A 17,545-nucleotide genomic window follows, 5' to 3' on the forward strand; every position below is an offset into this window, starting at 1 on the left:
CGAAAGAAAGCAAACAGAGCATTATGCCCCATTTGCTTTTCGCATTTACTTCTTCTTTTTGCGTTTTTGTTTCGGCGCGTTTTGGAAACCGCGTTTTTTCTTTTTCTTCTTCGGTTTTGTAAACCATTCCCCTTTTTCCTCCGATTTCGGCGGTGAAGCCGGGGTATTGCTGTTTAACACGCGTTTCCGCGCCGGTCTGCCTCGTTTTCTGCGGTCGCCTGTTGTTTCTCTCGGACGGCGGGTGCCTTTCATGCCGACAATTTCAAAGTCGATGTTTCTCTCATCTTTATTGACGTCGACGACTTTGACCGTGATTTCGTCTCCGATGCGGTAAACGTTGCCCGTGCGTTCACCGATCATGGCGAAATGCTGCTCGTCAAAACGGTAATAATCATCCGTCATAAAGCTGACGTGCACAAGCCCTTCAATCGTATTCGGCAGCTCGACGAACATTCCGAAATTCGTGACGGAACTGATCATGCCGTCAAATTCCTCGCCGATTTTATCAAGCATATATTCCGCTTTTTTCAGATCGTCCGTTTCCCGCTCGGCGTCAACGGCGCGCCGTTCCATCGTTGACGTATGATCAGCGATTTCCGGAAGGCGTTCGGCCCACTTTTCCTGAGTCGCTTCGTCCGATTGTCCGTTGATCAAATACGTTCTGATCAGCCTGTGAACGATTAAGTCAGGATAACGGCGGATCGGCGATGTGAAGTGCGTATAAAATTCAGTCGCCAGCCCGAAATGGCCCAGGCTTTGCGGGTCGTATTTCGCCTGCTTCATGGAACGGAGCATAACCGTTGAAATCACCGTTTCTTCCGGACGGTCCCGCACTTCATCAAGAATGCTCTGCAGCGCGCGCGGATGAATGTCTCCGGCTTTCCCTTTGACGATATAACCGAATGTCGTCACGAACTCCAGAAACTTTTGCAGTTTTTCGGCGTTCGGCTCTTCGTGAATCCGGTAAATAAACGGCACGTTCATCCAATGGAAGTGCTCGGCCACCGTTTCGTTTGCCACAAGCATGAATTCTTCAATCAGCTTTTCCGCTACTGAGCGCTCTCTGATGACGACGTCTTTTACGGCGCCTTCCTCATCGACGAGCACCTTCGCCTCTTTAAAATCAAAATCCACGGCGCCGCGGTCCATCCGTTTCGCCCGGAGAATTTCCGCCAGACGTTCCATGTCTTTAAACATCGGGACGAGCGGCTCATATCTTTCTTTCAGCTCGGCGTCGTCTTCTGTGAGGATCCGGTTGACATCTGAATAGGTCATTCTTTCCGTCGTTTTGATGACGCTTTGGAAGATCTCGTGCTCTGTCACCTGTCCCTGCTGGTTGATTGTCATTTCGCAGGAAAGCGTCAGGCGGTCGACCTTCGGATTTAACGAACAGATTCCGTTAGACAGTCTGTGCGGGATCATCGGAATGACCCGGTCAACCAGATACACGCTTGTCCCTCTTTCCAGCGCTTCTTTATCAATCGGAGAATTCTCCGTGACGTAATGGCTGACATCGGCAATATGGACGCCGAGCTTGTAGCTGCCGTTATCAAGCTTTGTTACAGTGACGGCGTCATCCAGATCCTTCGCATCCGCGCCGTCAATGGTGACAATGACCTGATCGCGGAGATCACGGCGGTCTTTGATGTCTTTTTCATCGATGGTATCGGGCGTGCTTGTTGCCTGCTCCATCGCTTCAGCCGGAAAATCTCCCGGCAGGCCGTGCTTATGGATGATGGATAAAATATCGATGCCCGGATCATTTTTATGGCCGAGTATTTCAACGATTTCTCCTTCGGCGTTCATTCTTCCTTCAGGGTAGCTTGTCAGTTTGACGACGACTTTATGGCCTTCCGCAGCGCCGTTATTGGCATGTTTCGGAATAAAAATATCACTCGTGATTTTCTTATCATCCGGGATGACAAAGCCGAAGCTTTTTGTTTCTGTGTATGTGCCCACGACGCGGTCGATGCTTCTTTCCAGGATGCGGATGACCGTGCCTTCCTGTCTCGATCCGCTTGACTGGGAATTGAGCCGCACCATGACGATATCGCCGTTCATAGCTGTATTCAGCTCATTCGGCGGAATAAACACATCGCTTAAAGAGGTATCCTCCGGCAATAGAAACGCGAAGCCCTTCGCATGCGCGGAAATTTTTCCTTTTACTAAATTCATTTTTTCCGGAAGCCCGTAGCGGTTGCTTCTGGTGCGGACGATCTGTCCCGTCTCCTCGAGCGCCACCAGCGCTTTTACCAGCTCTTTAAATTCATCGGCTTCCTTGATGTTCAGCATCTCCTCGAGTTCCTGAATGGTAAGGGGCTTGTACGCCTCTTCCTTCATAAACGCGAGAAGACGGTCCATAAACGCTTCTTTTTCCATTATTCGACCTCCTGTTTGTTACCAATCGAGTTTCTCTAAAAATTCGTACACATCCTGATGAACGAGGTCCCGTTCTTTATCGAGCGTAATGACATGGCCTGATTCTTCATACCATTTCAGCTGTTTGTCGTCCGTTTCCACCTCGTTGAAAATGATGTTCGCACTTTCTGTATTAATCATATGGTCATGCCGTGCCTGAACCACAAATGTCGGGGAATAGATCATGTCGACGTTTTTGCGCACATCGGCAATCAGCTCCTGGAGCGATTTGAGCGTATTCATCGGCGTTTTTTCAAACTCCTTCATTTCCTTTTCAATCTGCTCCGGCTGTTTTCCTTCGAATTTTTTATAATTGCGCGCGTAGGAGAGAACTCCTTCGTACATAACCTCTTCACTTTTAATGTGCATCGGCGCACACATAGGAACAATTCCCTTTATGGGTACAGTGTAACCCAATTTCAATGAAAAAACCCCGCCAAGCGACAGTCCGCACGCCGCAATGTTTTCATAGCCTTCAGACCGTAAATACTCATAACCGTCCATGACGTCTTTCCACCAATCTTCAGGTCCCGTATATACCAGCTCTTCCGGCGGAACGCCGTGCCCTTTATATTGAGGCGCGTGACAAGTGTAGCCGCGCTCATTCAAGTAGCGGCCGAGCATTCTGACGTCTGCCGTATTTCCCGTAAATCCGTGCAGCAGAAGCACCGCTTTGTCTCCGCCTTTAAATGTAAATGGTTTTGGTGTCACAATTTTCATGCTCATAACCCCTTTTTTGCACATTCAATTTAGTTTTCCACAGTTTTGCGAGAAACAAACGCCGTCTCTCAACAAGAAAAAGGCCTGATATTAAATCAGACCTTATACAAACATTGCCTTATACGATATACGCTAGCGAAATCGTCAACACGAAAAACAAGACTGCCAGCACAACGGTTGTGCGGTGAAGAATCAGATCAAGGCCCCTTGCTTTCTGTTTTCCGAAAAGCTGCTCCGCCCCGCCTGAAATTGCACCCGATAAACCGGCGCTTTTGCTGGTTTGAAGCAATACGACAATAATAAGTGCAATACTGACGATAACCAATAAGGTAATCAATAATGTGTGCATCCCATACACCTCCAGACTGACTGGCCTACATTGCTTCTATTTTACATGAAAAGCAAAGGCATGTCACGCCGTATCGGTGCACATCATGTCAGAAAAACGGAAATGCGTTTGAATCTTCCATTATCATTGACTTTTGTCAACAAAGTCGTAGTAAAAAAGATCTTCAAATTTCATGTCAAAGTAATAGAGCATTTTTCCGATGACCAGCTGGCCCGGCCTCCGCTCTCCATTCAGTACACGGCTCAGTGTGGCGGGAGATATTCCGATCTCCAGGGCGAGCTGGTTTAACGAGTAGTCATTATTGACCATATACTGCAGCACATAATCTCTTCTGATCTGTATCTTTTCGACCACTTTCTTCACCTTCCGTTCTGTCAAATACTTTCTTTCTTATACATAGAGTACGGCTTTTGTTAACTTTTGTCAATACTTTTCCAGCCTGGCTATTCCCTTTAGTCAATAAACATACTAGAATATAAATAGACTGCGGGAGGGGGAGAGACTGTGGAAAGCTTCGGGAAACAATTGCGGACATTACGGGAAAAAAGGCATCTGACAGTGAATCAGCTGGCAACGTATTCAGGCGTCAGCGCCGCGGGAATCTCGCGGATTGAAAACGGCAAACGCGGGGTGCCGAAACCTGCAACCATTAAAAAGCTCGCAGATGCGTTAAAAATCCCGTATGAGGAACTGATGCAGACGGCGGGATACATAGAGACCGTCCAGGAAACGAGAGCCCCGTACGACACGGGCTGCACCTTGCTGGAAAAAGCCGAAACGTATGAGCTGCATGATTTATCCCTTTTGGAGCGGGAGAACTGGCGGCACCTGTCGAAAGAAGACTTGGTTCTGCTTGATAAATACTTTGCGTTCTTAGCGGCGGAAGCCAAAAAAAGAACAAATGAAGACTCATGACTTTGCACATGTGAGGCGATCTTATTGAACACATTCGGAAAGCAATTAAGAGAGCTGCGCCGCGCCCGGAAGCTTACCGTCAATCAGCTTGCCGTCTATTCCGGCGTCAGCTCGGCGACCATTTCCAGAATTGAAAACGGGCACCGCGGCATTCCTAAACCCGCGACCATCAGAAAATTGGCGGACACATTAAAAATTCCGTACGAGGAGTTAATGGCGCGGGCCGGACACATCAAGGCATTTCAGGAGGAAATCCGTGAAACCTCCGAAAGCTATCAATCCATCTGCGCCATCTATCAGACCGCCGTTGACAGAGGCGCGGAGCATCTGCCGCTGTTTGACAGCAAAAAGTGGCAGCACTTCACAAAAGAAGATATTGAAAGCGTCAGCAAGTACTTTGATTTTATTGCGGCTGAAGCGAAAAAACGCTCCCCGGATTCCTCTTCCTCTTTTTGATCCTCTCCTCAACTTAACAAGCGCCAGACGTACGTTCCCTCCGATTTTGCGGTATAATAGCAGAAGACGAGGTGAAAAAGCATGAACCAATCAGAAATGTGCCCCAGATTCGAAAAAGCGGTCGACATCCTAAGTAAACGCTGGGTGGCTCTAATCGTCTTTCAGTTATTGAACGGACAGCAGCGATTTAGCGAAATTGAAGCGGCGCTTCCGAATTTAAGCGGAAGAGTCTTGTCAGAACGTCTGAAAGAACTTGAAACAGAAGGTGTCATCAAACGGGATGTTATCCCCGAAACGCCTGTCCGCATTGAGTATTCTTTAACGGAAAAAGGCTGCGCATTAGCCCCTATTTTAGAGGAAATTTCCAAGTGGTCTTCAACATGGATTGATCCTTCCTGATAAACTCTTTTCCGCATAAGCGGCTGATCTCTCAAACGGACAGCCGTTTTTATTTTTGCTTTTTCTTAAACAGAAAAACAAGCCCTCAGGCGTGCAGGGCTTGTTTTTGTCTGACGCCTTCCAGCGGAATTCGAATCTCCGCCCGGGCTCCTCCAGACTCCTGATTTTCAAGTATTAATTCGCCGTGATGAAGATGTACGACGTGATGGGCGAATGTAAGCCCCATGCCGTGATGCCCCGCCGAATGTCTGCTTTTATCCTCCGTGTAAAAAAGCTGTGTCGCTCTTTTCAGCGCTTCCGGCGAGAACCCGCTTCCGCTGTCGGATACGGCAAGCTGGAGGGCGGAATCGGTGCACAGGACGTCCACGCGGATTTCCCCTCCTTCCGGCGTATAGTCGACGGCATTTGCCGCGATATTCATGACCGCCCTGTGGAGCAGCTCATGATCGATCGGCGCTTCTTTTCGGTCAATGCCCCGCTCACTGAGGACGAGATCAATCTGTTTCGGCCCCGCAAGCGCCGCTGCGTCACGATATATGTTTTGAGCCCACTCTTTGAGATCGGTATATTCCAGATGAACGGCAACTGCCTCCTCCGCTTTAGAAAGCTGAATCAGCTGCCCGACATATTGCTCGATTTTGTTTCCGGCATCAAGGATATACTGCGTGTATTCCGTCTGCTCTTCATCAGGTTCTGTTAACTGAAGCAGCTCGGCATTTCCTTTAATGATCGTTGCCGGAATTTTAATATCATGCGCAAGCGCGCCGATCTGTTCCTTCTTTATCCGCTCCGCCTCCCATTGCGCCGCCAGAGATGCCTGAAGCGCGTCTTTCATTTTCAGCAGAGAGTCAATGACATCGTCAAATTCCTTTATACGCGACCTTTTTGGATTGATATTTAAATTCTGTTTTTGAATGCTTGCCGTAATGGAGCTGAGTGTGCTGAAATGCCGTCTCAGCTGATTGGCGAAACGCGTCGTCACGATAAACACAGTTAAAAGAAGCAAAGAGATCAGAATCGTAAGACCCGTCCATTCATAATTCGGCAGATAGCGCCTTAACAGCGGCGACTGAAATTCCGACCTGAGTGAATATTGGAGAACGCCGTATTCATCTTTCCGATTTATCACCATGAATCCTTTTTGAGCATAATTAAAATACGGCTGATGCTGAATCTTTTTTCTGGCGTTGGCCGCATCTTGTTCCGTCATCGTTCCTTTTGTCATCCGCTTTGTTTTTTTATCAAAAACGGCGTATGTCATACCTGCGGGGATCATGTCTTCTGTTATCTTTTCCGCTGATTTCAGGCGGGGTTTGATCTGTTCCGCCTCATGTTCGCTGTAGTTTGCGGGCAGGATCGCTCCGGCATTCATGGCAATGGCATTTAAGGCGACGCATAATGCCGCCACGCCCATCGTGCTCAGACACAAAGTGATGGTAAATTTGACAAGCTCTTTGCGGATGCTGGATTTTCCTTTTGCTATTCCCATTTGTATCCGACACCCCACACCGTTTTGATCGGATCAGCCCCGTGTTCTTTACATTTTTTCCGGATGGTTCTGATAAACTCCGTAATGGTTGAATAGAGCGCATCGCCGTCCAAGCCGTACACTTCCTCGTAAATCTGCTCCCGTGAGAATGTTCTGTTTTTATGCTGTGCCAGAAATTCAACGATTTTATATTCGTTTTTCGTAAGAGGCAGTTTCCGGTCATCCATCCATACTTCTTTATTGTCAAAATCAAACATGAAGCCTGATATCAGCCGTTTCGTCTGATGCTTTTCCCGCCGTTCCCTTCTGACATGCGCGTTTACCCTTGCCATCAATTCCTGTACGCCGAACGGCTTTGTGATGTAATCATCAGCGCCTGTCATGAGGCCTTTCACAATGGATTCTTCGTCAGACTTTGCCGTTAAAAACAGGATCGGGCTGTCCACCAGCGGCCGAATCCGCCGGCAGAGTTCAATCCCGTCCGTTCCGGGCATCATGACATCAAGAAGAATCAAATCGTAGCCTTGAAAAAAATCCAATGACTGATCTTCCGCTTTTTCGAGAATCGTTACTGTATGCTGATCACGCTGTAAAATGTTTCTGATCAGAACGAGAATATCTTTTTCATCATCAATTGCTAAAATGTTTGCCACCGGCCGAATCGCTCCTTGCCTTTATTCATATGAACGCCGCCCTTCCCATCTTCTGCACCAATAGAGGCCGGCCAGACATAATATCACTATAGAAAAATATAACATTATTTCTCCGAATCTCATATCGTATCTTACATAAGGGAGGAACTCTTTTTTGACTTTGTCAAAATGCAGCAGTCCTGCAAGGCCTGAAAGCCGCACGCTCCATGCCCACGGGAAAAAACGCCAGATGATATCGCCAAGTCCCGTATTCATGAGCGCCGCCATTAATAATCCCGCCCCCCCTAAAAGCCCGGACGGTCCCATGCCGTACTTTATGCCGACAAAAAAAGACATCATATAGAGCGGAATACTGCCGGCAATCAGCCACGCCCCTCCTTTTAAAAAGAGAAGATACGGGAGGTCATTGATGTGAAGAACAAATTTCATCCCCGCCAAATAAAGACAGATGGCAAGACCTATCGATAACACATTCAATAGGAGCAGCAGAAGCAGCTTGCCCGCAAAACTGACGATTTTCGAATGCGGAACCGCCAGCATCATCTGAAAATGGCCCGCCTGTTCCTCGACGGAGGCAGACATGCCGCAGACAATACTGATGATTAGAGGGTATAAAACAGCAATCGCGCTGAAAAACACACTGTACAGCATATAAGGCTCCTGAACCCTTCCATACATATACAACAGGAAAAATCCCGCGCATAAAACCGGGGCCGCAGCATGCATCCATATGAGCGGCGTGCGCTTCATTTTTAATACATCGGCCCACATATATCGTAAAAGCACGGTCATGACCGGTTTCCCCCTTTTGAAAAAGACACTGCGGAAATCAAACTTATTGCGATAAAAGAAAGGATAGAAAGAATAATAGCCGGAAAGATCACGTTTCCGTTTAATAAGCCGCTGTCTGCGGGAAGCGGAATTCCGTTCGGATGGATCCCGAGAATCGGTGACATCACCCGGACTGACCAGCTCCATGGGCTCAGCCACCACAATGAGCCGGACGCCGGCACAATACCCAAAACAAAGGCGGCGATCATATTCACGAGAATGACTGCCGTAAATCCGAACTGCCTGGCAATCCATAAGCACAATGGAATTTCCCAAAGCGTCGTCAGCCATAAAAGGAAGCCTGCTTCAACGCCTTTCAGCTGCAGCGCAGCAATTGCCGGAAATACAAGGCCAAGTAAAAACATGATGATGAAAAAGACGATTTGCGACAGGAGTGAATACAGCGCGATCAAGCTTATTTTTGAGAGCCATATGCTTTTTAAATCTGCCGGCAATGAGTACACCGCGCGGTCATTCGCAGATTTTTTCTCTTTTTTAACAGATAAACCGCACATTAGAGCAATCATGAGCGGCATGAAAATAACCGCCCACCAATTGAACGTGCCCGTCATAAAATAAGCCGTATTCAGCAGAAAAGAAAAAGCCGTGTTCAGAAGCGGGATCAGAATGATCAGCTTTCTGATAAATGTTCTTTTAGATGTAAGATGTTCCGCCTGCATGTACTGAATCATTTCCCAGTCCCCGCTTTCTCCCGTGTTGATTTGACAACCTCCAGAAACAGCCGCTCCAGATCGTCTTCCCGGCTGATTTCTCCCTGATATCCTAAAACGCCGTCACTGATGATTCCGATATGGTCTGCGATCTGCTCGACTTCTGATAACAGGTGGCTTGATAAAATAACCGTCATTCCCTGTCCGGGCAGGGAGCGGATAAATTCCCGCAAATCCTGAATCCCCATCGGGTCCAATCCGTTTGTCGGCTCATCAAGAATTAAGAGCGACGGACGGTTTAATAATGCTAACGCAATGCCGAGACGCTGTTTCATTCCCATGGAAAATTGTCCGGCGCGCTTTTTTCCGGTTCCCGTTAATCCCGTGATTTCCAGCACTTCCGCAATTCTTGAATCAGGCAGTCCGAGCATCACGCAGCGGACTTTCAGATTTTCAGCGGCTGTCAGGTTGCTGTAAAGCGGCGGCGCTTCAATCAGGGAACCGATGCTTTTCAAATCTTCGCGCTTCCATGTATGTCCGTCGAACAGAACCTCGCCGGATGTTTGCTGCAGCATGCCGGTCAATATTTTGAGAGTCGTCGATTTTCCCGCGCCGTTCGGACCGAGCAGGCCGTATATACTGTTGCGTTTAACCGATAGAGACACATCAGCCACTGCCTGTTGTCTGCCGAATGATTTTTGCAGCCGTCTCGTTTCTAAGATGTTGCTCATATGATTACCCCTCTGCTTTGTTATTTGATATGTAAGACTTTACAGCGCAGTTATCAAAATTTAATCAAGAAATCAAAAAAAGCATCCTTCACGCGGAAGAATGCTTTTTTTCATGAGGCTGAGCGTACGATCAGCTTTCTTTTTTGTTTTTTCACCGGGCTTAGGGCTCGCTCCAGCCACGCCATCAGCAGGTCTGCGGCCACCGCCATCAGCGCGGTCGGAATGGCGCCCGCCAGAATAATGGCGGTTCCGTTTGTCGCGTTCGAGCCTCTGACGATCATATCGCCGAGGCCGCCCGCCCCGACGAAGGTGCCGATCGCCGTGATGCCGATGGCAATGACGAGCGCCGTTCGGAGACCCGCCATAATGACGGAAAGCGCAAGCGGCAGCTCCACCATACGAAGGATTTGGTATTTCGTCATGCCCATCGCTTTTCCCGACTCGAGATAAGCGTGCTCAATATTAATAATGCCCGTGTGCGTATTTCTGAGAATCGGCAGCAGTGAATACAAAAACAAAGCCGTGATGACCGTATTGGCGCCGAGCCCCATGACAAGCATCAGGACGGCGAGCATCGCAAGCGCCGGAACGGTTTGAATCACGTTCGCCACAGCAAACACCCAGCCGGCGAGACGCCCGTGCCTGGCTGTCACAATTCCGGCCGGAATGGCGAAAGCGGCGGCGAAAATGACGCCGTACGCCGACATGAGAAAGTGCCGCCAGCACTCATACAGAACATAGCTGCCGTTTTGAGCGTAATACGTAAACAGCTCTTTCATCGTGTCCATCCGCACATCTCCTTTCCGTTATTCAAAGTAATGATGTTTTTCTAAATATTCCTTGGCCACGACGGACGGCTCTTTTAATCGGCCGTCAACTTCGTAATTCATTTTCTGCATCATCTTTGTATCAATCGCGCCGATCATTTGATTGATCACGCCCTCCAGTTCGGGATGCTCTTTTAATACATGATCCGGAACGACGGGTGAACAGTCATACGGAGGAAAGAACCGCTTATCATCCTTCAGCGTTTTCAGTCCGTAAGCGATGATTCTTCCGTCGGTGGAATAAGCGAGCGCGATATCCATCTTTCTGCTTTTCAGCGCGTCGTATACGAGGCCGATCTGCATTGGATACGTGCCTTCAAATGACATTCCGTATGTTTTCATAAAATCCTGATATCCGTTGCCTCTCAGCTTCATCCAATAGTTATCTACGCCGAATTTCAGATGGGATGCTTCTTTTTTGACATCGGATACCGTTTCTAAATGATACTTTCGGGCAAGCTGTCCGGAAACGGTAAAGACGTATGTATTATCAAAACCGTAAGAATCAAACCATTTCATGTCATATCTGTTTTGAAATTCACGCTGAACGAGCCGCAGCGCTTTGTCCGGGTCTTTTTCCGGCTCCATGCGAAGCGTCCCGGTCAGCGCGTCTCCTGTATAGCGCGTCGCGGCGATATCAATATCACCGTTGATCAAGGATTGCTGCTGTACGGCGTTGGAGCCGAGATTTTTAATAACGGATGTTTTCAACCCGCTGTGATGTTCGATCATCTGTCCGAGCATGCTTGCGATGATTTCCGATTCGGTCATGCTTTGCGCGCCGATTTTAATGGTGTCCTCCGATGCGGCGCTCAATCCCGGGAGCGAGCATCCGCCAAGGAGCAGCATGCCGAGACAGGTGATTGCGAGCAGCCGTTTTTTGCATCTATTCCCCATGTGAGACCTCCTCCTTATGAAGCGTCCTTTATGCTTTTCAGCCCGTCAGGCGTGACTTTCCGTTCTGTCATCCCCAGCATGTAATCGACGGCGGCCGCCAGCATCGTGACCGGAACGGCGCCTGCGATAATATACTCCGGCTGATAAAGGTTCAAGCCGATAAAAATGTAATCTCCCAGCCCGCCTCCGCCGATAAAGGAGGCGAGCGTCGCCCAGCCGATTAAATAAATCGAAGACGTTCTGATGCCCGCCATGATGACCGGAGCGGCAAGCGGGAGCTCTACAAGCCTGATCTGCTCCCATGCCGTCATGCCGATTCCTTTTCCCGATTCCAGAAGATGCCGATTGACGCCGAGAATCCCCGTATACGTGTTTCTGAGAATCGGCAGCATGGAATAGAAAAACAGCGCCGCAACGGCCGGGACCTTTCCTACGCCTAAAAGCGGAATAAAAAACGCAAGAATGGCAAGGCTCGGCAAGGTTTGAATGATGTTGACGATGCCGATGACGGCGCCGGCTCCTCTTTTCATTCTCGTCAGCAGGACGCCGAGCGGAACGGCGGCGAGAATGCCCGCCATGACGGCGATTAATGAGATGTACAGATGCTCCCATGTTTTATAAAGCATCTCTCCGCCATTTGCCTGTAAAAATTGCACGGTCTGATTCATATCAATGGAAGCCTCCTCATGACATCACCGCGAGCTGATTCTCTTCTCCCCAGATGGAGTCATAGACGATGTCAACGAGGCTTGCCCTTGTCACGATTCCCGTTAGCCGGCCGTCCTCATCAAGGACCGGCACAAATTTCATGCCTCTTTTTAAAATTTTATGGACGGCGTCGCGAAGCAGAGTGCCGCTTCTGACCGTGTACAGATTCCGTTCAAGCACTTCCGCGACGGTTACCGCTTGTCTTCGTTTGCGGTCAATCATCTCCACATCGACATAACCTTGGAGAACGTTCTTTTCATCAATGACGAGCAGCGAATCCACCCGCTCGGCACGCATCAGCTGAATGGCGGCTGACAGTGTTTTCTCAGGTGTTACCGTCACGGGATCGGGATTCATGATCTGCTCCACCCGTTCAATATCAGGGCTGGATGATTGAATCAGCCGTTCCTTGCCGATAAACTCCTCAACAAATTCATTCGCCGGAAATCTGAGAATCTCATCAGGCGTTCCGGCCTGGACGATTTCTCCCGCTTTCAGAATGACGATTCTGTCCGCAAGCTTGATGGCTTCGTCCATATCATGGGTAACAAATACGATGGTTTTATGTAAGGTTTTTTGCAGTTTTTTAAATTCTTCCTGAAGGGAATCTCTCGTAATCGGGTCAAGCGCCCCGAACGGTTCATCCATTAAGATAAGCGGCGGCTCTGCGGCAAGTGCCCGTAATACACCTATTCGCTGCTGCTGTCCTCCGCTCAGTTCATGAGGGTAACGGTCTAAATATTCAGGCCCCATATCAACGAGCTTTAAAAGCTCTCGCGCCCGTTCCTTCCGTTTTTCGGCAGGATGCTTTAAAAGCTTCGGAACGAGCGTAATGTTCTGCTGAATGGTCATATGCGGAAACAGCCCGATCTGCTGGATGACATAGCCGATGCTTCTTCTGAGTTCCACCGGGTCTTGTTCCATAATGTTTCGGCCCTCTATCAGGATTCTGCCTTCTGTCGGTTCAATTAAGCGGTTGATCATTTTCATCGTCGTCGTTTTGCCGCAGCCGCTCGGTCCGATAAAACAAATAAATTCGCCTTTGGCGATATTCAGGTTGATGCTGTTGACGGCTTTTTTCCCGCCTTTATACGTTTTCGAGACATTTTCTAATGTCAGCAAACACTCACACCTCCGATATTAAATTTGTTCAAATCGTTAAATTCAAATTTAACTTTTCAGACAATTGAACGTTTCCCATTATAAATTAAACTTTGTAAATTAAAAAGTTTACAATTTGTCCATATTATATATAAAGGTTGTGTAAGCACTGATTTACCCGTATTGACCGGCAAAGTTCTTCTTATTGCTCCGAATTACTGCCAAATTCTCTCGGAAGAGCATTTCCGCCGGTTTAAAAATGTGGTATATTGACATCGGAATTGCTGACTGAAAGGATTGAAACTGTTGGAGAAAGATCCGTTACACGTAATCGAACAAGCTGAAGATCATTTGATAGAACGAATCGCTGAAAATATGCATACATTCGGAATGCCGGCGACGGTGGGGCGCATTTTAGGCATTATTTATATGAACCGCAAGCCGATGACCTTAACTGAATTATCAGAAGCGACCGGCATGAGCAAAACGAGAATGAGCCAGGCGGTCCGTGAAATGCTTGACGTCAATCTGGCGGAAAAAGTGTTTGAAAAAGGCGTCCGCAAAGATTTATACGACGTCGAGCAGGATTATTACCAAACCTTTATTACGCTGTTTACGGCCACATGGAGCAAGGTCGTCAGCAAAAATAAAATGATGCATAAAAAGCTGAACCGCGAACTGACGGCCGTCCTTGAAAACGGCGTGCCGGAAGAAGCTGAGGAAAAAATCAACGAACTGCTGAAAGAATTAAAGGATTGGCTTGATTACTACAACTGGATCAGCCGTCTGATCGAGTTTTTTGAAAGCGAAGAAATTTTCAAGCATGTTCCGAAGCCATAAGAAAAAAACGCCCTGACCCGCAAGGCGTTTTTTTTCATGCCGCATTCGGCGCTTTGGTTCGTTTTTTCTTTCTCACCGGACTCAGCGCCCGCTCCAGCCATGCCATCACAAGATCTGCGATAACGGCCATCAGCGCTGTCGGAATGGCGCCGGCCAAAATAATCGCGGTTCCGTTCGTGGCGTTTGAGCCCCTGACAATGATGTCACCGAGCCCGCCCGCGCCGACAAACGTACCGATTGCCGTAATGCCGATCGCGATGACAAGGGCCGTCCGCAGCCCCGCCATGATGACGGAAAGCGCAAGCGGCAGCTCCACCATGCGGAGCACCTGAAATTTGGTCATGCCCATCGCTTTTCCCGATTCAAGATAAGCATGTTCAATGCTGGCGATTCCGGTGTACGTATTCCGGATGATCGGAAGAAGCGAATATAAAAACAGCGACAAAATCACCGTATTGGCGCCGAGCCCCATGACGAGCATCAGCACCGCAAGCATCGCAAGCGCCGGCACGGTCTGAATCACGTTTGTCACCGCGAATATCCAGCCGCTTAATGTTCTGTATCTGGCAATGAAGATGCCGAGCGGAATCCCAACGATCGCCGCAAATAAAACGCCGTATACCGACATGAGAAAATGGCGGTAAAACTCCTGAAGCACATAGACGCCGTTTTGAGAATAATAAGTGCCGAGCTGCTGCAGCACTTCCATTTGCCCCACCTCATTTCTTATTCAAAATAATGATGTTTCTCCAGAAATTCTTTAGCGACGACGGACGGTTCTTTCAGCTTGCCGTCCACCTCGTAATTCAATTCCTGCATCGTTTCCGTATCGATTTTGCCGATCAGTTTATTCACAATGCCCTTCAGTTCAGGATGCTGCTTCAGCACGCTGTCGGGAATGACCGGCGAACAGTCATACGGCGGGAAAAACTGCTTGTCGTCTTTTAAAATTTTCAGATCGTACGCTTTAATCCGTCCGTCCGTTGAATAGGCGAGGACGGCGTCCATTTTCCCGTTTTTCACGGCATCGTATACAAGTCCGATCTGCATCGGATAGGTTGTGCCGAATTCATAGCCGTACGTGTCGGTGAAGCCCTTATAGCCGTCGCCTTTTCTTTTCAGCCACGCATTGTCTACACCGAGCTTAAATTGATCCGCATACTTCTTAATATCGGATACTTTGTCTAAATGGTCTTTTTCCGCAAGCTCTTTCGTGACGGTAAAAGCGTATGTGTTCTCAAATCCGTAAGAATCAAACCATTTGTAATGGAAGCGTTTCTCAAATTCCTTCTGGACGATAGATAATGCTTTTTTCGGGTCTTTTTCCGCTTCCATGCCGAGGGTGCTCGTTAAATCCGTTCCCGAGTAGCGCGTCGCGGCGATATCGATTTCACCGCCGAGCATCGCCTGCTGCTGGACATAGTTCGATCCGAGGTTTTTAATTAATGCCGTATTCAAGTCTGTATTGTGCTCAATCATCTGTGCAATCATATTGGCGATAATTTCTGATTCCGTCATGCTTTGCGCCCCGATTTTAATCGTATCATCGGAAGCCCCGCTCAGGCCGGGAAGGGAACAGCCGCCCAGAAGCAGAGCAGCTGACAGCGCCAGTGCGCACATCCATCTCTTTTGGTTTCTTTTCAAAACAGCCAACTCCTTATGATACTTCCTTCAGTCCTTTCAGCCCTTTCGGCGTCACCTTCCGTTCCGTCGCCGCCAGCAGATAATCAATGATAATGGCTAAAATGGTGACGGGCACGGCGCCGCCGATAATATATTCAGGCTGATAGAGATTCAGGCCGATAAAAATATAGTCTCCGAGCCCGCCGCCCCCGATAAAGGAAGCAAGCGTCGCCCAGCCGATCAGATAAATGGTGGATGTGCGGATGCCCGCCATGATCACCGGAACCGCAAGCGGCAGTTCCACAAGCCTGATCTGCTCCCAGACCGTCATGCCGATGCCTTTTCCCGATTCCAGCAGATTTTTGTTTACGCCTTGAATGCCGGTATACGTGTTTCGGAGAATCGGCAGCACCGAATAGAAAAACAGCGCGACGATCGCGGGCACCTTTCCCACGCCTAACAGCGGGATAAAAAACGCCAGTATCGCGAGACTCGGCAAGGTCTGCACAATATTGACGGCGCCGATGACGGCGCCTGCGCCCTTTTTCATTCTCGTCAGCGCCACTCCGAGCGGAACGGCGACGACAATGCCTAATATGACGGCGATGATCGAAATGTATAAATGCTCCCACGTTTTATATAACAGTTCTCCGCCGTTCGTCTGCAAAAACTTGATCATTTCATTCATTGTAAGCGTTCCTCCCCCTTGTCAGCCTGTCACCAGCTGGTCTTCCTCGCCCCAGATTGAATCGTAAACGATGTCGACAAGGCTCGCTCGCGTGACGATTCCGACTAAATGCCTTTGTTCATCAACGACGGGTACATATTTCATTCCGCGCTTTAAAATTTTGCGTACGGTATCACGCAGCAGTGTACCCTGCTCGACCGTATACAGATCAGAGCGTAGCACGTCGCCGACGAGGCTCGCTTTTTTCCGGTTCTGATCAATGATCTCGACATCGACATACCCTTGCAGCACATTCAGGTCATCAACGACAAGCAGGGAATCGACACGGTGCTCCCGCATCACTTGGATCGCCTGCGAAAGCGTTTTGTCCGCCGTAACGGTGACAGGCTTTTTGTTCATCATCTGCTCGACGCGCTCAATGTCCGGTCTTGATTGCAATAACCGTTCTTTGCCGATAAATTCTTCGACAAACTCATTAGCCGGATTCCGGAGAATGTCATCAGGAGTGCCGGCCTGAACGATCTCTCCCGCTTTTAAAATGACGATCCGGTCAGCCAGCTTTATTGCTTCATCCATATCGTGGGTTACAAACACAATTGTTTTATTCAATGTTCTTTGCAGTTTTTTGAATTCTTCCTGAAGGGAATCCCGTGTAATCGGGTCAAGCGCTCCGAACGGTTCATCCATAAGAATAAGAGGCGGTTCCGCTGCAAGGGCGCGCAGCACGCCGATTCTCTGCTGCTGTCCGCCGCTCAGCTCGTGAGGATAGCGGTCTAAATATTCCGGGCCCATATCGACGAGCTTCAAAAGCTCCCGCGCCCGTTCCTTCCGCTTTTGTTCCGGCCATTTCAGCAGTTTCGGCACGAGGGAAATGTTCTGCTGAATGGTCATATGAGGGAAAAGTCCGATCTGCTGAATGACGTAGCCGATTTTCCGTCTCAGCTCCACCGGGTCCTGCTCCATAATGTTTTCGCCATCGATAAAAATCTTTCCGGATGACGGCTCAATCAGTCTGTTAATCATTTTCATCGTCGTCGTTTTTCCGCAGCCGCTCGGCCCGATAAAACAAATAAACTCGCCTTTTTCGATATTTAAATCAATGCTGCTGACAGCTTTTTTTCCGCCTTTATAGACTTTCGATACATTTTCTAATCTCAGCAATCCGTGCACCTCCGAAGGGTTCCGTTATTTTTCTGAAAAGTATAATCTTTATTATAAGATGAAATTTG

At 48.6% G+C, this 17,545-nt stretch carries 21 protein-coding genes; 4 read left to right on the forward strand and 17 right to left on the reverse strand.

The genetic code is table 11. The features are described 5' to 3' along the window. Positions 1–45 precede the first annotated feature (45 nt). The 4 genes from rnr to VP472_RS16410 form a co-directional block, all read right to left on the reverse strand. On the reverse strand, positions 46–2,379 hold the full coding sequence (gene rnr / locus VP472_RS16395) for a ribonuclease R (protein WP_003151684.1): 2,334 nt from the start codon (positions 2,377–2,379) through the stop codon (positions 46–48). Positions 2,380–2,397: 18 nt separating this feature from the next. After that, positions 2,398–3,138 (reverse strand): alpha/beta hydrolase, encoded by a 741-nt coding sequence (locus tag VP472_RS16400; RefSeq protein WP_146275505.1) that lies wholly within the window; start codon positions 3,136–3,138, stop codon positions 2,398–2,400. 118 nt (positions 3,139–3,256) lie between these two features. Further along, positions 3,257–3,487: a preprotein translocase subunit SecG gene (gene secG, locus VP472_RS16405; RefSeq protein ID WP_003151681.1), complete on the reverse strand. Its 231-nt coding sequence runs from the start codon at positions 3,485–3,487 to the stop codon at positions 3,257–3,259. Between the two features lie 123 nt (positions 3,488–3,610). Next, the gene (locus VP472_RS16410) at positions 3,611–3,796 is read right to left on the reverse strand and encodes a helix-turn-helix domain-containing protein (protein ID WP_087920807.1); all 186 of its coding nucleotides are present in this window, start codon (positions 3,794–3,796) and stop codon (positions 3,611–3,613) included. A gap of 195 nt (positions 3,797–3,991) precedes the next feature. Between VP472_RS16410 and VP472_RS16415 the strand changes: the two genes are divergently transcribed. From VP472_RS16415 to VP472_RS16425, 3 genes are all read left to right on the forward strand, one after another. Continuing rightward, positions 3,992–4,402, forward strand: a complete 411-nt coding sequence (locus VP472_RS16415) for a transcriptional repressor RghR (RefSeq protein WP_014418895.1) — start codon at positions 3,992–3,994, stop codon at positions 4,400–4,402. 24 nt (positions 4,403–4,426) lie between these two features. Next, positions 4,427–4,858, forward strand: coding sequence for a helix-turn-helix domain-containing protein (locus tag VP472_RS16420; RefSeq protein ID WP_003151674.1), 432 nt, complete (start codon positions 4,427–4,429; stop codon positions 4,856–4,858). Positions 4,859–4,939: 81 nt separating this feature from the next. Continuing rightward, positions 4,940–5,257, forward strand: a complete 318-nt coding sequence (locus VP472_RS16425; RefSeq protein ID WP_003151672.1) for a catDE operon transcriptional regulator CatR — start codon at positions 4,940–4,942, stop codon at positions 5,255–5,257. A gap of 85 nt (positions 5,258–5,342) precedes the next feature. Here VP472_RS16425 and VP472_RS16430 read toward each other — a convergent pair whose 3' ends face one another. From VP472_RS16430 to VP472_RS16470, 9 genes are all read right to left on the reverse strand, one after another. Further along, entirely contained in the window at positions 5,343–6,746 is a 1,404-nt protein-coding gene (locus VP472_RS16430; RefSeq protein WP_146275507.1) for a sensor histidine kinase, read from the reverse strand. Beyond that, the gene (locus VP472_RS16435; RefSeq protein WP_003151668.1) at positions 6,737–7,399 is read right to left on the reverse strand and encodes a response regulator transcription factor; all 663 of its coding nucleotides are present in this window, start codon (positions 7,397–7,399) and stop codon (positions 6,737–6,739) included. Before VP472_RS16435 ends, VP472_RS16430 begins: the two co-directional genes overlap by 10 nt. Positions 7,400–7,420: 21 nt before the next feature. After that, positions 7,421–8,191: a lantibiotic immunity ABC transporter MutG family permease subunit gene (locus VP472_RS16440; protein ID WP_146275509.1), complete on the reverse strand. Its 771-nt coding sequence runs from the start codon at positions 8,189–8,191 to the stop codon at positions 7,421–7,423. Continuing rightward, positions 8,188–8,922: a lantibiotic immunity ABC transporter MutE/EpiE family permease subunit gene (locus VP472_RS16445; RefSeq protein WP_070082383.1), complete on the reverse strand. Its 735-nt coding sequence runs from the start codon at positions 8,920–8,922 to the stop codon at positions 8,188–8,190. Before VP472_RS16445 ends, VP472_RS16440 begins: the two co-directional genes overlap by 4 nt. Further along, on the reverse strand, positions 8,919–9,632 hold the full coding sequence (locus VP472_RS16450; protein ID WP_071392291.1) for a lantibiotic protection ABC transporter ATP-binding protein: 714 nt from the start codon (positions 9,630–9,632) through the stop codon (positions 8,919–8,921). The genes VP472_RS16445 and VP472_RS16450 overlap by 4 nt, the downstream gene beginning before the upstream one ends. A gap of 110 nt (positions 9,633–9,742) precedes the next feature. Further along, positions 9,743–10,420, reverse strand: coding sequence for an ABC transporter permease (locus tag VP472_RS16455; protein WP_146275511.1), 678 nt, complete (start codon positions 10,418–10,420; stop codon positions 9,743–9,745). 18 nt (positions 10,421–10,438) lie between these two features. Beyond that, complete coding sequence (locus tag VP472_RS16460; protein WP_146275513.1) at positions 10,439–11,356, reverse strand: osmoprotectant ABC transporter substrate-binding protein; 918 nt, start codon at positions 11,354–11,356, stop codon at positions 10,439–10,441. Positions 11,357–11,370: 14 nt separating this feature from the next. Continuing rightward, positions 11,371–12,024, reverse strand: coding sequence for an ABC transporter permease (locus VP472_RS16465; protein WP_014305838.1), 654 nt, complete (start codon positions 12,022–12,024; stop codon positions 11,371–11,373). Positions 12,025–12,040: 16 nt separating this feature from the next. Next, positions 12,041–13,186, reverse strand: coding sequence for a betaine/proline/choline family ABC transporter ATP-binding protein (locus VP472_RS16470; RefSeq protein WP_146275515.1), 1,146 nt, complete (start codon positions 13,184–13,186; stop codon positions 12,041–12,043). Between the two features lie 285 nt (positions 13,187–13,471). Between VP472_RS16470 and VP472_RS16475 the strand changes: the two genes are divergently transcribed. Further along, a complete protein-coding gene (locus VP472_RS16475; RefSeq protein WP_003151660.1) occupies positions 13,472–14,005 on the forward strand; it encodes a GbsR/MarR family transcriptional regulator in 534 nt (177 codons plus the stop codon). A gap of 34 nt (positions 14,006–14,039) precedes the next feature. Here the strand turns inward: VP472_RS16475 and opuCD are convergent, their stop codons facing one another. From opuCD to opuCA, 4 genes are read right to left on the reverse strand one after another with little or no spacing between them, the layout of a single operon-like run. Then, positions 14,040–14,714, reverse strand: a complete 675-nt coding sequence (gene opuCD, locus VP472_RS16480; RefSeq protein ID WP_017418896.1) for a glycine betaine/carnitine/choline/choline sulfate ABC transporter permease OpuCD — start codon at positions 14,712–14,714, stop codon at positions 14,040–14,042. A 17-nt stretch (positions 14,715–14,731) separates the two neighbouring features. After that, positions 14,732–15,625 carry an osmoprotectant ABC transporter substrate-binding lipoprotein OpuCC gene (gene opuCC / locus VP472_RS16485; protein WP_102422576.1) on the reverse strand — a complete coding sequence of 298 codons (894 nt, stop codon included), beginning with the start codon at positions 15,623–15,625 and terminating at the stop codon, positions 14,732–14,734. A 37-nt stretch (positions 15,626–15,662) separates the two neighbouring features. Further along, entirely contained in the window at positions 15,663–16,316 is a 654-nt protein-coding gene (locus VP472_RS16490; RefSeq protein WP_003151654.1) for an ABC transporter permease, read from the reverse strand. 21 nt (positions 16,317–16,337) lie between these two features. Further along, positions 16,338–17,477 carry an osmoprotectant ABC transporter ATP-binding protein OpuCA gene (gene opuCA, locus VP472_RS16495; RefSeq protein WP_062623563.1) on the reverse strand — a complete coding sequence of 380 codons (1,140 nt, stop codon included), beginning with the start codon at positions 17,475–17,477 and terminating at the stop codon, positions 16,338–16,340. Between the last annotated feature and the right edge of the window lie 68 nt (positions 17,478–17,545).

This window comes from Bacillus sp. MT(2024), from assembly GCF_036362845.1.
Lineage (GTDB): Bacteria > Bacillota > Bacilli > Bacillales > Bacillaceae > Bacillus > Bacillus velezensis.

Coding starts and splice junctions, on each gene's coding strand:
- rnr (WP_003151684.1), bottom strand. CDS start 2,379: ATGGAAAAAGAAGCGTTTATGGACCGTCTTCTCGCGTTTATGAAGGAA.
- VP472_RS16400 (WP_146275505.1), bottom strand. CDS start 3,138: ATGAAAATTGTGACACCAAAACCATTTACATTTAAAGGCGGAGACAAA.
- secG (WP_003151681.1), bottom strand. CDS start 3,487: ATGCACACATTATTGATTACCTTATTGGTTATCGTCAGTATTGCACTT.
- VP472_RS16410 (WP_087920807.1), bottom strand. CDS start 3,796: ATGGTCAATAATGACTACTCGTTAAACCAGCTCGCCCTGGAGATCGGA.
- VP472_RS16425 (WP_003151672.1), top strand. CDS start 4,940: ATGAACCAATCAGAAATGTGCCCCAGATTCGAAAAAGCGGTCGACATC.
- VP472_RS16430 (WP_146275507.1), bottom strand. CDS start 6,746: ATGGGAATAGCAAAAGGAAAATCCAGCATCCGCAAAGAGCTTGTCAAA.
- VP472_RS16440 (WP_146275509.1), bottom strand. CDS start 8,191: ATGACCGTGCTTTTACGATATATGTGGGCCGATGTATTAAAAATGAAG.
- VP472_RS16445 (WP_070082383.1), bottom strand. CDS start 8,922: ATGATTCAGTACATGCAGGCGGAACATCTTACATCTAAAAGAACATTT.
- VP472_RS16450 (WP_071392291.1), bottom strand. CDS start 9,632: ATGAGCAACATCTTAGAAACGAGACGGCTGCAAAAATCATTCGGCAGA.
- VP472_RS16455 (WP_146275511.1), bottom strand. CDS start 10,420: ATGGACACGATGAAAGAGCTGTTTACGTATTACGCTCAAAACGGCAGC.
- VP472_RS16460 (WP_146275513.1), bottom strand. CDS start 11,356: ATGGGGAATAGATGCAAAAAACGGCTGCTCGCAATCACCTGTCTCGGC.
- VP472_RS16465 (WP_014305838.1), bottom strand. CDS start 12,024: ATGAATCAGACCGTGCAATTTTTACAGGCAAATGGCGGAGAGATGCTT.
- opuCD (WP_017418896.1), bottom strand. CDS start 14,714: ATGGAAGTGCTGCAGCAGCTCGGCACTTATTATTCTCAAAACGGCGTC.
- opuCC (WP_102422576.1), bottom strand. CDS start 15,625: ATGTGCGCACTGGCGCTGTCAGCTGCTCTGCTTCTGGGCGGCTGTTCC.
- VP472_RS16490 (WP_003151654.1), bottom strand. CDS start 16,316: ATGAATGAAATGATCAAGTTTTTGCAGACGAACGGCGGAGAACTGTTA.